A 14,399-nucleotide genomic window follows, 5' to 3' on the forward strand; every position below is an offset into this window, starting at 1 on the left:
GCCACCGTACAACTGTCGTGTTACTTCGAATTCTTGCCCGCGCCGTCGCCCTGCTGGCGCTCGACGGCTGCCTTCACCAGCCCGGCGAACAGCGGGTGCGGGCGCGTCGGGCGCGAGCGCAGCTCGGGGTGGGCCTGCGTGGCCACCAGGTAGGGGTGGACCTCGCGCGGGTACTCCACGTACTCCACGAGCTTGCCGTCGGGCGACGTGCCGGAGAACAGGATGCCGGCCTTCTTCTCCAGCTCCGCCCGGTAGGCGTTGTTCACCTCGTACCGGTGACGGTGCCGCTCCTCGACGTACTCCTTGCCGTCGTACACCTCGCGCACGATCGAGCCCTCGGCCAGCTTCGCCGGGTACATGCCGAGCCGCATGGTGCCGCCCATGTCGCCCTCACCGGCGACGATGTCGAGCTGCTCGGCCATGGTGGAGATGACCGGGTGGCCGGTGGCCGGGTCGAACTCGGTGGAGTTGGCGTCGCCGATGTCGGCGAGGTTGCGGGCCGCCTCGATGACGATGCACTGCAGGCCGAGGCACAGACCCAGCAGCGGGATCCGGTTCTCGCGGGCGTACTTGATCGCGCCGACCTTGCCGAGCACACCGCGGTCGCCGAAGCCGCCCGGGATGCAGATGCCGTCGACGTCCCCGAGCTGCTGCTTGGCGCCGGCCGGGGTCTTGCAGTCGTCGGAGGTGACCCACTTGATCTTCACGCGGGCCTTGTTGGCGAAGCCGCCCGCGCGCAGCGCCTCGGTGACCGAGAGATAGGCGTCGGGCAGGTCGATGTACTTGCCGACCAGGGCGAGGGTGACCTCGTGGTCGGGGTTGTGGACGCGGTCGAGCAGGTCGTCCCAGGTCGTCCAGTCCACGTCGCGGAACGGCAGGTCCAGCTTGCGGACGACATAGGCGTCCAGGCCCTCGCCGTGCACGGTCTTGGGGATGTCGTAGATCGAGCGGGCGTCGGGGCAGGCGACCACGGCCGCCTCGTCGACGTCGCACATCAGGCTGATCTTGCGCTTGATCGCGGTGGGCACCTCACGGTCGCAGCGCAGCACGATCGCGTCTGGCTGGATACCGATGTTGCGAAGTGCCGCAACCGAGTGCTGGGTCGGCTTCGTCTTCAGCTCTCCCGAGGGGCCGATGTACGGCAGGAGCGAGATGTGGACGACGAAGACGTTGTCACGACCGACCTCGTGACGGACCTGGCGGACGGTCTCCAGGAACGGCAGCGACTCGATGTCGCCGACCGTGCCGCCGACCTCCGTGATCACGACGTCGACCTCGTCCGTCGCCATGCGGCGGATGCGGTGCTTGATCTCGTTGGTGATGTGCGGAATGACCTGCACGGTGTCGCCGAGGTACTCGCCGCGCCGCTCCTTGGCGATCACCGTCGAGTACACCTGACCGGTGGTGACGTTCGCCGAGCCGTCCAGGTCACGGTCGAGGAAGCGCTCGTAGTGGCCGATGTCCAGGTCGGTCTCGGCGCCGTCGTTGGTGACGAACACCTCGCCGTGCTGGAAGGGGTTCATCGTGCCAGGGTCGACATTGAGGTACGGGTCCAGCTTCTGCATCACCACACGCAGACCCCGGGCCTTGAGCAGCATGCCGAGGCTGGAGGCCGTCAGGCCCTTGCCGAGCGAGGAGGCGACACCCCCGGTGACGAAGATGTGCTTGGTCGTCGTGGATTTTGGCATGGCCAAGAGGGGGCTCCCGTGGTCGCGATCTTGAAGTGCGGTTCGGGGGTCTTCACGCCCACCGGTCCACGGGCTACCAGGGTATCAGCGACTAGGACCGATAGCTTCCGGCCACGCTCCGCACACGAGTCGGCACGGATCCGCACGCCCCACCGCTTTCCCACCCATCGCTCACCCATTGCTCACCCGTTCGGCCGACCCGGGTTGCCCGGAGCGGCACGCAGATCATCTACGTGCGTCGTATCCTGCTCGGACATTCGCTGCCGAGCCCGGCCGGCAACACGGCACCACCCCTCGCCCGTAACCACCGGAACAACGAGAGCTCGTCAGTTCGTTGAGCAGAGATTGTCGAGAAGAGTCAGTCGTTTTGCTTCACCACCGAAGCGACTGCTTTGCTTCATCGCTCAACGACGCATGACAAAACCCACCCCTTGACCGCACCAAGCGAGAGCCCCCTTGCCACAAGAGGGGGTGACGTGGCCGTTCGACTGGAGTTGCACGTGGCCGGGCGCATCGAAGACTACGCACTCATCGGAGACATGCAGACCGCTGCCCTGGTCTGCCGGGACGGCACAGTGGACTGGCTGTGCCTGCCCCGCTTCGACTCGCATGCCATCTTCGCCGGGCTGCTGGGCACCGAGGAGCACGGCTTCTGGCGGCTCGGCCCCGCCCACGCCTCCGACACCCCGCCGCCCACCGCGGCCCGGCGCACCTACCGCGGCGACTCGCTGATCCTGGAGTCCGAGTGGGACACGCCGCGCGGCACGGTCCGGGTGATCGACTTCATGCCCCCGCGTGACGGCGCGCCCCAGCTGATCCGGATCGTGGAGGGCGTCTCGGGCCGGGTGCCGATGCGCTCGGCGCTCCGGATGCGCTTCTCGTACGGGCGGGTCGTGCCGTGGGTGCACAAGCACGAGGGGCGTACGGTCGCCGTCGCCGGGCCGGACTCGGTGTGGTTCGACGCGGAGACCGAGACCTACGGCAAGTCGCTGACGACGTACTCGGACTTCACGGTCGCCCCGGGCGAGCGGATCGCGTTCACCATCTCCTGGGAGCCCTCGCACAAGCAGCCGCCCGCGCTGCCGGAGCCGGAGCAGTCGCTGGAGGCGACCGAGGAGTTCTGGCGCGAGTGGGTCGAGCACTGCACGTACCACGGGCCGTACCGCGAGGCGGTGATCCGCTCGCTGATCACGCTGAAGGCGCTGACGTACGCCCCGACCGGCGGCATCGTCGCCGCGCCGACGACCTCGCTGCCCGAGGACATCGGCGGCGTCCGCAACTGGGACTACCGCTACACCTGGCTGCGCGACGCGGCCATCACCCTGTCCTCGCTGCTGCGCACCGGCTACCGCGAGGAGGCCCGCGCCTGGCGCGAGTGGCTGCTGCGGGCCGTCGCCGGTGACCCCGAGAACCTGCAGATCATGTACGGCATCGCGGGCGAGCGCGAGCTGGGCGAGGCCGAGCTGGACTGGCTGCCCGGCTACGAGGCCTCCGCACCGGTCCGGGTCGGCAACGGCGCCGCGCACCAGCTCCAGCTGGACGTCTACGGCGAGGTCACCGAGGCCCTGCACCTGGCGCACATGACGGGCCTGGCCCGCAACGACTACGCCTCGCTGCTCCAGCTCAAGCTGATCCGCTACCTGGAGGACCACTGGGACGAGCCGGACGAGGGCATCTGGGAGGTGCGCGGCCCGCGCCGACACTTCGTGCACTCCAAGGTGATGGCCTGGGTCGCCGTCGACCGCACCATCAAGCTCATCGAGTCCGGCGACGCCGACGGCCCGCTGGAGCGCTGGCGCGAGCTGCGCGACGACATCCACCGGGACGTGTGCGAGAAGGGCTACGACAAGGAGCGCAACACCTTCACGCAGTCGTACGGCTCGAAGGAACTGGACGCCTCGCTGCTGCTGATCCCGCAGATGGGCTTCCTGCCGCCGGACGACAAGCGCGTGATCGGCACCATCGAGGCGATCCAGCGCGAGCTGTCCACCTCGGACGGCTTCATCCTGCGCTACCCGACGCAAGGAGACGACGAGGGCGTCGACGGCCTCCCCGGTGACGAGGGCGCCTTCCTGGCCTGCTCGTTCTGGATGGCGGACGACCTGGCGATGATCGGCCGCGTCGACGAGGCCCGCAAGCTGTTCGAGAAGCTGCTGTCGCTGCGCAACGACCTCGGTCTGCTGGCCGAGGAGTGGGACCCGCGCCTGCAGCGCCAGGTCGGCAACTTCCCGCAGGCCTTCAGCCACGTTCCGCTGATCGACACCGCCCTGCGGCTGACGGCTTCCGGGGCCTACGGGGGCTGAGCCGAGCGACCGCCGCACCGCTCGACAGGACGCCCGTATCGCGCCCGCCTAGCCTGGAAGCAAGCGATTGCCGCTTGTCTTGCCCCTTTCCGGAAGGGGGCGGCCATGGCTACCCACTCCAAGGCGGGCGCGGCCCTCGCCGCGCTGCGTGAGGATCTCGCCGGTGACGTGTTCGCGCCGGGGGACTTCGGTTACGACGACGCGCGGGTCGTCTTCAACACCATGATCGACCGGCGGCCGGCGGTGATCGCGCAGTGCGTGGACGAGGACGACGTCGTCCGGGCCGTGCGGTTCGCCCGTGAGCTGGACCTGAACATCGCGGTGCGCGGCGGCGGGCACAGCGTCGCGGGCATGGCGCTGAACGACAACGGTGTGGTGATCGACCTGCGCCACATGCGCGCGGTCACCGTCGACCCGGCGGCCGAGGCGGTACGGGTCTCGGGCGGGGCCACGATGAGCGACCTGGACCGCGCCACCCAGGTGTACGGCCTCGCCACGACCGGTGGCCGGGCGTCGACCACCGGCGTCGGCGGCTTCGTCCTCGGCGGCGGCACGGGCTGGCTGGACCGCTGGTGCGGGCTCGCCGTGGACAATCTGCTCGGCGTGGAGCTGGTCACCGCCGACGGCGGCCGGGTCCACGCGAGCGCGGACGAGAACCCGGACCTGTTCTGGGCCCTGCACGGAGGCGGCGGCAACTTCGGCGTCGCCACCGCGATCACCCTGAAGCTGCACGAGCTGCCCGAGTTCGCCATCGCGATGGTGCTGTTCCGGCCCGAGTTCGCGCCGGACGCGGTGCGCACCTTCCGCGATGTGATCGAGTCCGGCCCGGACGAGGTGAGCGGCGGCATCATCCACTTCACCGGTCCACCCGAGGAGTTCGTACCGCCGTCCCTGGTCGGTGAGCTGGTGTGCGGCGCGCTGGTGACGTACGCCGGTGCCGAGCAGGACATGCGCAAGTACGCCGAGCCGCTGCTGGCGCTGCCGCACGAGGCGGAGATCGTCGGCGCGATGCCGTACGCCGATGTGCAGTGCATGATCGACGATCCGCCCGGCATGCGGCACTACTGGTCGGCGGAGTACCTGACGGGCGCGCCGGACGACCTCGTCGACGTCTACTGCGCGGCCGGGCGGTCCATGCCCGTGCCGACCGGCACCCAGCACGTCCTGCTGCCGCAGGGCGGGGCGATCTCCGCAGGTCCGCACGAGTACCCGGTGCCCTATCGGGACGCGCCCTGGGCGGTGCACCCGTACGGCATGTGGCAGGACCCGGCGGACGACGAGCGGTGCCGGCAGTGGGTGCGTGACGTGCGTGCGCGGGTACGGCCGTGGAGCACCGGCGCGGTCTATCTGAACTTCATCGGCGACGAGGGCGCGGAACGTGTGGTGGCCGGTCTGGGCGCCGGGAACACCCGTCGGCTGGCGGAGCTGAAGCGGCGCTACGACCCGGACAACGTCTTCCGGTTCAACCACAACATCCGGCCGGCCTGACCACCGTCACCAGGCGCGCCTGAGCGCCGTCAGCGTCCGTTCCCCGCCCGGATCGCCGGCCGTCGCCGGGACGAGGGCGATCTCGTCGAGCCCGGCGTCGGCGTACTCCGCGACACGCGCGCGTACGGCGTCCAGGTCGCCCACCAGCCCGACCGTGCCGGCAGCTGCGGCGGGCAGCGCCCGGACCAGCGCGCCGGGGTCGGCGTCGCTTCGGGCCAGTTCGACCGCGTCGCCGAAGCCGGCCGCCTCGAACATGTCGCTGTAGCCGGGGACCGTCAGATATCCGGCGATGCTCCGCAGGACCTGCGCGAGGGACTCCGGGTCCGGATCGACGGCGGCCGGCAGCCAGGAGGCCAGCGTCGGCGGGGTGCGGCCCGCGCGGTGGGCGGCCGCCGTCAGCTTGGCCCGCAGGGTCCGTACCTGGTCCGGCGAGACGATGTCGAGCAGCATCCGGTCGGCGTGGGTCGCGGCCGTGGCGATGGCGCGGTCGCCGAACGCGGCGACGGTGAGCGGGCCGCCGGGCGGTGGCAGGCGGCGCGGGAAGGCGCTGCCGGGGACGATCGGTTCGCCGGGTTCGCCGTGCAGGAAGACGCGCAGGGCTGCCGCCGATGCCTCCATCGCCGCCGCGGGCCGTGTCCGCGGCACCCCGTGCACGCCCTCGACGACCCGCTTGCTGGACGTCCCCAGCGCCACTCCGACCGGCCGTCCGGTGACGGCGGCGACCGAGGCGGCGCCCCGCGCGATCCCGAACGGCTCGCGCACCGACACCGCCATGGGACCGGCCGTCAGCGCGACCCGCTCGGTGGCCCGCCCGATGGCCACGGCGAGGACGAAGGAGTCCCAGGTCGGCCCCTCCCCCGCCCACACCTCGCGGTACCCGAGCCGATCGGCGGCCACCGCCACCCGCAGCGGCTCCTCGATGGGACTGTCGTCCTCCCGTGCCACGGCAACCACGCTGAAGTCCATGCCGACGCCGCTACCCCGCCGGACGCACCCCAACCCGGCGCGTTGACCGCCCGCACGGCAGGGCGCCTGACGGTCCGGATATGTCGCGGTGGCGTGCCCACGGGTAGCGTCCGCCTCATGGACAGCGGTACGGGCGGTATGAGCAGCGGATTCGACACCCACGGCGCCGGGATCACCGTGCGCCGGGCGCTGGAGCTGCCCGGCCTGCGCAGCGGACTCCCGGAGGTCCTCGCGGGCGCCGACCGGCTCGGGCGGACCGTGCGCTGGGTGCACGCGGGCGAGGTGCCCAACATCGCCTCGCTGCTCAAGGGCGGGGAACTGCTGCTGACCACGGGCTACGGCATCGGTACCCGCCCCGCCGACCAGCGCGCGTTCGTGCGCACCCTCGCCGAGCGCGGCATCGCGGCCCTGGTCATCGAGCTCGGCACCCGTTTCACCCGGCTGCCCGCCACCCTGGTCGACACGGCACGCGCGGCCGGTCTGCCGCTGGTCCAGCTGCATCGCGAGGTGCCGTTCGTGACCGTCACCGAGGAGATCCACACCGAGATCGTCAACGGCCACTACGCGCTGCTGCAGCGCGCGGAGGAGGTGCACCGCCGCTGCACCCAGGCGCTGCTCGGCGGCGGCGGAGTGCCCCAAGTACTGGGCATCCTGGCCGACTTCAGCGGCAACCCGGTCTTCCTGGAGACGACGGACGGACAGCTGCTGTACGCCGCCGGGGCGGGTCCGGAGGGTGCGGATCCGCTGCAGGTGTGGGAGGGGCTGCGGGGGCAGCACAAGGACGGGCCGCCGCCCACCGGTTCGGTGCTGGTGGACGTTCCGGGGGGCGGGCCTGGAACGGTGTCGGTCCGGGCCCGTCTCGCGCTGCTCCCCGTGCGGGGGCCGCTCGCGCCGGTGCACCGGATCGCCGCCGAGCGGGCCGCGGGCATCCTGGCCGTGGTGCTGATGCAGGCACGGCAGGAGGAGGAGCTGGCGGCGCGCGGGCGCGGCGACTTCCTGACCGACCTCGCCGAGGGCCGGGTCGCCGCCGAGGACGCCCCGGCACAGGCGCGCGTGCTGGGCTTCAAGCCGGGTGACGGCCCGCTGCTGCCGGTCGTGATGCGGCTGGGGGACGCGCCGGCCCTCGGCGGCGGCTGGGCGGTGCTGGCGCGCGCGGTCGGCGAGGAGCTGGCCTCCGTCGGTGTGCCAGCGCTGTTGGGCGTACGGCCCGTGGAGGGCCGGGTGCCGCTGCTGCTGGGCCTGCGGGCGGAGGCGGACCGGTCGGCGGTCGCGGACCGGGTCGCGGTGGCGCTGCGGGCGGGCGTGGAGCGGGCCGGGGTGCAGCGGCCCGGGGCTTCGCCGCCGGTCGTGGTCGTCGGCGTGGCCGGCGGCTGGGCGGCGGCCTCGGCGGGCCTCAGACACGCGGCGGAGACGGCGACGGCGGCCCAGGGCCTGACCGACCGCCCCTGGTACGACGCCCGGCGCCTGGACATCGACCTGCTGCTGTGGCGGCTGCGCGACCACCCGGACCTCGCGGCCTTCGTGGACCGCGCGATCGGCCCGCTCCGCGACCACGACAACCGCTCGAAGCCGCCCCTGCTGCCCACCCTGGAGACGTACTTGGCCCACGCGGGCCGCAAGGCGGAGACCGCCCGCGAACTGCACCTCAACCGGCAGACGCTGTACAACCGCCTCGCCCGGATCGGCGAGTTGCTCGGCACCGACCTCGACGACCCGCAGACGGTACTGGCGTTGAGCCTGGCCCTACGGGCGCGGCGGCACGCGGGGTAGCCGGAGGCGGCTGGGGGCGGACGCGCGCGCCTGGAACGAGGCGCTTAGATCACGAACCGGGGCTGCGTCAACTCGTCGTACACGCTGAGGACTTGGGCCACCGTCTCGTCCTCGGTCGGCCAGGTGGCCGTCTGCCGCACGCCGCGCTCCCTGAGCAGCTCGCGGCGCTCGGGGTCGCCGAGCAGCCGTACGACCGCGTCGGCGAGGGCCTTCGCGTCGCCGTACGGGACGAGTTCGGCCGCGTCGCCGACGAGTTCCGGTACGCCGCCCACCTCGGTGGCGACGAGCGGCACGCGCGCGTGCAGGGCCTCCTGGGCGAGGACGGACCGGGACTCCCAACTGCTGGGGAGGAGCGCCACATCGGCGGCGGCGAGCAGCTCGGAGACGTCGTCGCGCCGTCCGATGAGCCGCACGGGCAGCTCCTCGTCCTCGATCCGACGCTGCAGTTCGGCCCGCTGCGTCCCCTCCCCCGCGATCACGACGAGCGGCACGGGGTCGAGGCGCAGCCACCCGCGCGAGGCGTCCAGCAGCACGTCGTACCCGCGATGCCGTTCGAGGGAGCCGACGGCGATCAGCAACGGCCGCCCGGTGGCTCCGAGTTCGGCGCGGACCTTGGGCCGCAGCCGGTCGGGGTCGTCGTGCTCGACGGCACCGAGCGGCCCGGGCATGGCGACGGCGGCGAGGCGGGCGTCCCGGGCGCCGGTCCGGCGGGCCCGGTCGACCAGCGCAGAGGTGGTCCCGAGCACGACGGAGGCGGCCTTGACGACCCGCCGCTCCAACAGCCGTACGAGATGGGCGCGGGCGCCCTCGGCATGCGCCCGGTCGTGCCAGGTGACGACGAGCGGGGTCCGCCGCCCGCTCAGCGCGAGCACCGCGCGGAAGGAGGCGTGCAGCCCGTGCGCGTGCACCAGGTCGGCGTCCGCGCACGCCGCCCGCAGGGCCGCCACGGAACCGGGATCGCTGCTGCGCGGCACATGCACGTGGTCGGCACCGGCCCCCGTGAAGTCATAGAGCTGGTCTGCCTCGACTGGGGCACAGACGGTGACCCGCACACCCCGCGCGACCAGTCCCGACGCCAGTGATCGCACATGCGCGCTACTGCCGGCGTTGCCACCGCCCAGCACCTGCACGGTGCGCAGCGAGGACTGGCCGTGCGGTGCATGGCTGCTGACGGGGGTCACGTGGCCGGGGCTCCTGCTTCGGGTCGGGCGGTCACGAAGAACGTACAGAAGGATCGGACGGACGAGGTGTACCGCGTGAATCCCTACGCGTACGACGTGTTTACGCCAAGGATGCCAGGACGCACGGCCGTTCCGGGAACGCCGGCCGCCCGCGGACGGCCCGGCTGCCGGGCAACTCGGCGGCCGGAGTCACCTGCACGAGTGATCCGGGGTGGGAGTTGTGGCCGAACACGCGCGCGTGGAGCACGCTTCGGCGACCGGCGTGCACCGGCGTGGCGCGGCGAGCCGCATCGGCCTCACGGGGCGGCGGCGCCTCGTGCGAACGCGCTCACCTTGTCGCCGTACACCGCCGCGGCCACCACGGCGGCGGCGTGCGCGACCAGTCCGGCCCGGCGGTTCCCGGCGACGACGGCGGCCCCCAGGGCCGCGCCCAGCGCATGGGCGCCGGTGTCGCCGATCATCGCCCGCTCCCCGAGGTCCTCGGGCAGGACGGCCGCCGCGGCCCCCATGGCACCGGCGGCCAACGCTCCGCCGGGCCCGGAGCGCAGCAGCCCCGGCGCACCGAGCGCGAGCACCGCGGCGGCGGCCCGCCCGGGCCGTACGTCCATGAGGTTCACGAAGTGCGCGGCGCCGGCGATCACGATCCCCGCGAGCAGCTTGTCCAAGGGCCGTTCCTTGAGGACCGCCCCCGCGACGAGCCCGGCGGCCGATATCCCGAACAACTTGACGGCCCCGCTGGTGATTTCCCCGTCCCGAAGCGCGCCCAGATGCGCCCGGAAGCCACGCCGGGGGTCATCGGCGCCCGCCACGTCGTCGTAGGCCCCGCAGAGCCCCGCGACCGCCACGGCGGCCCCCGCGGCCGGCGAGACCCGTCCGGCCCCGACCGCGGCCGCCAGGGCGGAGGCGGGTCCGGCGTACAGCTCCACGGTCCGCCCGGCGTGGTTCTTCCGCTGCCAGCGGTCAGGCCCGCCGGGCGCCTTGGCGCGCAGGGCGGCGACGGCGGCGCGGGTGAGGGCAGCGGAGAGGCCGAAGGCGGTGATCCGGAAGGCACGTTCGCTCATTCGGCCACCCTACGGGCCACCACTGACAGCCCGGCCCCGCGCACCGGCCGCCCACGCGCGCGAACCCCGCCTGGCCCTCCTACGCGTCCGCGCGGGCCGTCGCCAGCAACTCCTCCGCATGCGCCCGCGCGGTCTCCGAGTCCTCCTGTCCGGCGAGCATCCGGGACAGCTCGCGGACCCGCTCCTCGCCCTCCAGGACCTTCACACCGGACCGGGTGACCGACCCGTCGTTGGTCTTCTCGACGAGCAACTGCCGGTCGGCGAAGGCGGCGACCTGCGGCAGGTGGGTCACCACGACGACCTGCGCGGTCTTGGCCAGCCGGGCCAGCCGACGGCCGATCTCCACGGCCGCCTTGCCACCGACGCCCGCGTCGACCTCGTCGAAGAGATACGTCGGCACGGGATCGGTCCCCGCGAACACGACCTCGACGGCCAGCATCACGCGCGAGAGCTCACCGCCGGACGCGCCCTTGGCGATCGGCCGGGGCGGCGCTCCCGGGTGCGGGGCGAGCAGCAACTCGACCTCGTCGGCGCCGGACGGCCCGTAGGCGACCGTACGGCCGCCGACCTCCACACCGTCGGGGTCCTCGGTCTGCCGGATGTCGAAGGACACGCGCGCGTGCGGCATCGCGAGCGAGGCCAGTTCGGCGGTCACCGCGGCGGCGAACCGTTCCGCGGCCTCGGTCCGCGCATCGGTCAACGCCTGCGCCAGCCCGCCCAGCTCGACCCGCAGCGCGTCCCGCTCGGCGGTCAGCTCGCCGATCCGCTCGTCGTCGCCGTCCAGTTCGGTCAGCCGCGCGGCGCTGTCCTCGGCCCAGGTGAGCACGGCGGCGACGTTCTCGCCGTACTTCCGCGTGAGCGCGGTCAGCGCGGCCCGCCGCTCCTCGACGGCCGCGAGCCGCAGGGGATCGGCGTCCAGGTCGTCGGCGTACCCGGCCAGCTCTCCGGCGACATCGCCCAGCAGGATCCCGATCTCCCCGATCCGGTCGGCCAGCGCGGCCAGCGCCGGGTCGTGCGACCGCACGGCGTCCAGGGCCCGCTGCGCGCCCGCGACGAGCGTCGCCGCGTCGATGCCCTCGGGGTCCTCCGGATTACCGGCGAGCGCGGCATGAGCGGCCGTGGCAGCGGACGACAGGGCCTCGGCATGCCCCAGCCGCTCGGCCTCCTCCGCGAGCTCCACGTCCTCCCCGGGGCGCGGCTCGACCCCGGCGATCTCATCGAGCCCGAACCGCAGCATGTCGGCTTCCTGGGCCCGCTCACGCGCGCGCGTGACGATCTCGTCCAGCTCGACGGAGACGGCCCGCAGCCGCCGGTACGCCTCGCCGTACTTCGCGAGCGGCACCGCGACGGCGTCCCCCGCGTACCGGTCGAGCGCCTGCCGCTGCCGGGCCAGCTTCAGCAGCCCCTGCTGATCGGTCTGCCCGTGCACGGCCACCAGCTCGTCGGCGAGCTCGGCCAGCATCCCCACGGGCACACTGCGCCCGCCCAGATGCGCCCGCGACCGCCCCTCGGCGGAAACGGTACGGCTGATCAGCAACGCCCCGTCGTCGAGCTCCGCCCCGGCCTCCTCGACCCGTACGACGACCGGCGCCCCCGAGGGCACGGCGATCCGCCCCTCCACGACCGCCTTCTCGGCCCCGATCCGCACGAGCGCCGGGTCCGCCCGCCCACCGAGCAACAGCCCCAGGCTGGTGACCACCATGGTCTTGCCCGCACCCGTCTCACCCGTGACCGCGGTGAACCCCGGCGACAGCTCGACGACCGCGTCATCGATGACTCCGAGCGACCGTATCCGCATCTCCTCCAACACGGACACGACCTTACGAGGTCGGGGGCGGGGAGTGCGACGGGCCCCGGGTCCGTGATGTGAAGGTGCAGGTGACGAATGTGTATCGGCAGCACATTGTCACCCAGGGGAGTGGATGCTGCTAAGGGGCGCGGGGAACTGCGCGACCAGCCACATACGGCCCGCAGCCGCCCGCGAATCCGCCACCACCCCCCACAGATGGCTAGTGAGGTGCGCCCCGCCACCCAGACACCGGCAACGCAAACTTCGCAACCAACCGATCCGTGAACGACGCATGATGCAGCCGAGCCAGCCGCACCGGCACAGCCCCCCGCCGAACCTCCACCCGCGCCCCCGGCGGCAACTCCACGGTCCGCCGCCCGTCACACCACAAGACCCCCGGCGGGATATGCGGCAGAACCTCCACCGCAAGCACAGAATCCGGCGACGTCACCAACGGCTTCGCGAACAACGCATGCGCACTGATCGGCACCATCAACAACGCCTCGACCTCAGGCCACACCACAGGCCCACCGGCGGAGAACGCATAGGCGGTCGACCCGGTGGGCGTGGACAGCACAATGCCGTCGCACCCGAACCCCGTGACCGGCCGCCCGTCGATCTCCAGCACGACCTCGAGCAGCTTCTCGGCGCCCGCCTTCTGCACGGCCGCCTCGTTCAGCGCCCAGTCCGTGTGCACGATGTCGCCGTTCTGATGCACGACGACATCGACCGTCATCCGCTCCTCGACCTCGTACGCCTTGGTCACGACCCGGTCGACAACCTTGTCGAGATCGTCCCGCTCGGCCTCCGCGAGGAACCCGACCCGCCCGAGGTTGACGCCCAGCATCGGCACCCCGGACGCCCGGGCGAACTCGGCGCCGCGCAGCAGCGTCCCGTCGCCGCCCAGCACTATCAGCAGCTCGCACCCGTCGAGGCACTGCGGAGTCGCCTCCTTGACGAGCTCCACCTCGGGCGGCAGCGGCAGGTCGGCGGCCTCGTACTCCAGCACCCGTACGCCGATCCCCGACCGCAGCAGTCCCTTGACCACCAGCTCGGCGCTGCGAATCGCCGCGGGCCGCCCCGTGTGGGCGAGCAGGAAAACAGTACGAGCTCGGTTCGGTGTCAACGCGGCCCCTCCGCAACTGCACGGTCAACGTCGGCCGGGTCCAGGGCGGGCGCCCCGGCACGCAGCCACAGAAAGTACTCGACGTTCCCGGAGGGTCCGGGCAACGGACTCGCCGTGACGCCCTTCACTCCGAGCCCGAGTTCCCACGCCTTCTCGGCGACTCCCCGCACGGCCTCCGCCCGCAGCTGCGAACTCCGTACGACTCCCCCACTGCCCAGCCGTTCCTTCCCCACCTCGAACTGCGGCTTGACCATCATCACCAGATCGGCGTCCGGCTTCACGCACCGCACCAGGGCGGGCAGTACCAGTCCGAGCGGGATGAAGGACAGATCCCCCACGACAAGATCCACTGGCTCCCCATCGATCGCTTCGAGCGTCAACTCGCGTACGTTCGTACGGTCCTTGACGGTGACGCGTTCATCACTCTGGAGAGTCCAGGCGAGTTGTCCGTATCCGACGTCCACGGCGACGACATGGGCGGCCCCCGACCGCAGCAGGACGTCGGTGAAACCCCCGGTGGAAGCGCCGGCGTCCAGCGCCCGCCGCCCCTTCACCGCGAGCCCCTGCGGCACGAAGGCCTCCAGCGCGCCCGCGAGCTTGTGCCCGCCGCGCGAGACGTACTCGGGGTCGCTGTCGTCGGTGGACACCACGATCGCCGCCGCGGTCTCCACCTGCGTGGCCGGTTTGGTCGCGACGGTCTTGCCGACGGTGACCCGCCCGGCGGCGATCAGCTGGCTGGCGTGCTCGCGCGAGCGCGCCAGCTTGCGGCGGACCAGCTCCGCGTCGAGACGGCGGCGTGCGACTCCTGCCACGTTCGGTTCAGCTCCTCATCCCAGGCATCGACGGGGGCGCCGGAGGTCCCGGGCGGGCGTCGAGCGCGGTGAGCGCGTCGCGCAGCCCCCGGTGTACATCCTCGTACACCTCCAGGTGCCCGTCCGTGGCGAGGTGGTCGGGGTCGCCGAGCTCGCGGATCGCTATGTCGACGAACTGTCCGGCGGTCAGCGCCAGCGCGTGTGGATCGCGATGG

At 72.5% G+C, this 14,399-nt stretch carries 10 protein-coding genes and 1 pseudogene; 3 read left to right on the forward strand and 8 right to left on the reverse strand.

Annotated elements, in window-relative coordinates; all coding sequences use genetic code 11:
* Positions 1-20 precede the first annotated feature (20 nt).
* On the reverse strand, positions 21-1,688 hold the full coding sequence (gene pyrG / locus L0P92_RS22090; protein ID WP_234764548.1) for a CTP synthase: 1,668 nt from the start codon (positions 1,686-1,688) through the stop codon (positions 21-23).
* Positions 1,689-2,188: 500 nt separating this feature from the next.
* Here pyrG and L0P92_RS22095 point away from each other — a divergent pair, with 500 nt between their 5' ends.
* Both L0P92_RS22095 and L0P92_RS22100 read left to right on the forward strand, forming a co-directional pair.
* Positions 2,189-3,991, forward strand: coding sequence for a glycoside hydrolase family 15 protein (locus tag L0P92_RS22095; RefSeq protein ID WP_234764556.1), 1,803 nt, complete (start codon positions 2,189-2,191; stop codon positions 3,989-3,991).
* Positions 3,992-4,096: 105 nt separating this feature from the next.
* Complete coding sequence (locus L0P92_RS22100; protein WP_234764549.1) at positions 4,097-5,479, forward strand: FAD-binding oxidoreductase; 1,383 nt, start codon at positions 4,097-4,099, stop codon at positions 5,477-5,479.
* 6 nt (positions 5,480-5,485) lie between these two features.
* On the opposite strand, the gene L0P92_RS22105 is transcribed toward L0P92_RS22100, so the two are convergent.
* Complete coding sequence (locus L0P92_RS22105) at positions 5,486-6,445, reverse strand: LLM class F420-dependent oxidoreductase (protein ID WP_234764550.1); 960 nt, start codon at positions 6,443-6,445, stop codon at positions 5,486-5,488.
* A 117-nt stretch (positions 6,446-6,562) separates the two neighbouring features.
* On the opposite strand from L0P92_RS22105, the gene L0P92_RS22110 reads away from it, so the two are divergent.
* Positions 6,563-8,215: a PucR family transcriptional regulator gene (locus L0P92_RS22110; protein ID WP_234764551.1), complete on the forward strand. Its 1,653-nt coding sequence runs from the start codon at positions 6,563-6,565 to the stop codon at positions 8,213-8,215.
* 44 nt (positions 8,216-8,259) lie between these two features.
* Here L0P92_RS22110 and L0P92_RS22115 read toward each other — a convergent pair whose 3' ends face one another.
* The 6 genes and pseudogenes from L0P92_RS22115 to L0P92_RS22140 all read right to left on the reverse strand — a co-directional run.
* Complete coding sequence (locus tag L0P92_RS22115; protein WP_234764552.1) at positions 8,260-9,396, reverse strand: glycosyltransferase family 4 protein; 1,137 nt, start codon at positions 9,394-9,396, stop codon at positions 8,260-8,262.
* A gap of 296 nt (positions 9,397-9,692) precedes the next feature.
* Complete coding sequence (locus L0P92_RS22120; RefSeq protein ID WP_234764553.1) at positions 9,693-10,457, reverse strand: hypothetical protein; 765 nt, start codon at positions 10,455-10,457, stop codon at positions 9,693-9,695.
* Between the two features lie 79 nt (positions 10,458-10,536).
* Positions 10,537-12,255 carry a DNA repair protein RecN gene (gene recN, locus L0P92_RS22125; protein WP_234764557.1) on the reverse strand — a complete coding sequence of 573 codons (1,719 nt, stop codon included), beginning with the start codon at positions 12,253-12,255 and terminating at the stop codon, positions 10,537-10,539.
* A gap of 211 nt (positions 12,256-12,466) precedes the next feature.
* Positions 12,467-13,372 (reverse strand): NAD kinase, encoded by a 906-nt coding sequence (locus L0P92_RS22130; protein ID WP_234764554.1) that lies wholly within the window; start codon positions 13,370-13,372, stop codon positions 12,467-12,469.
* The gene (locus L0P92_RS22135; protein ID WP_234764555.1) at positions 13,369-14,184 is read right to left on the reverse strand and encodes a TlyA family RNA methyltransferase; all 816 of its coding nucleotides are present in this window, start codon (positions 14,182-14,184) and stop codon (positions 13,369-13,371) included. The genes L0P92_RS22130 and L0P92_RS22135 overlap by 4 nt, the downstream gene beginning before the upstream one ends.
* Positions 14,185-14,191: 7 nt before the next feature.
* Positions 14,192-14,399: pseudogene (locus L0P92_RS22140) on the reverse strand (hypothetical protein); the annotation flags it as partial.

Origin of the sequence: Streptomyces muensis (genome assembly GCF_021474425.1) — a bacterium.
GTDB lineage: Bacteria > Actinomycetota > Actinomycetes > Streptomycetales > Streptomycetaceae > Streptomyces > Streptomyces muensis.

What these genes read in the sequence shown, in the direction of transcription:
- L0P92_RS22100 (WP_234764549.1), top strand. Translation starts at nt 4,097, where the DNA reads ATGGCTACCCACTCCAAGGCGGGCGCGGCCCTCGCCGCGCTGCGTGAG.
- pyrG (WP_234764548.1), bottom strand. Translation starts at nt 1,688, where the DNA reads ATGCCAAAATCCACGACGACCAAGCACATCTTCGTCACCGGGGGTGTC.
- recN (WP_234764557.1), bottom strand. Translation starts at nt 12,255, where the DNA reads ATGCGGATACGGTCGCTCGGAGTCATCGATGACGCGGTCGTCGAGCTG.
- L0P92_RS22120 (WP_234764553.1), bottom strand. Translation starts at nt 10,457, where the DNA reads ATGAGCGAACGTGCCTTCCGGATCACCGCCTTCGGCCTCTCCGCTGCC.
- L0P92_RS22110 (WP_234764551.1), top strand. Translation starts at nt 6,563, where the DNA reads ATGGACAGCGGTACGGGCGGTATGAGCAGCGGATTCGACACCCACGGC.
- L0P92_RS22105 (WP_234764550.1), bottom strand. Translation starts at nt 6,445, where the DNA reads ATGGACTTCAGCGTGGTTGCCGTGGCACGGGAGGACGACAGTCCCATC.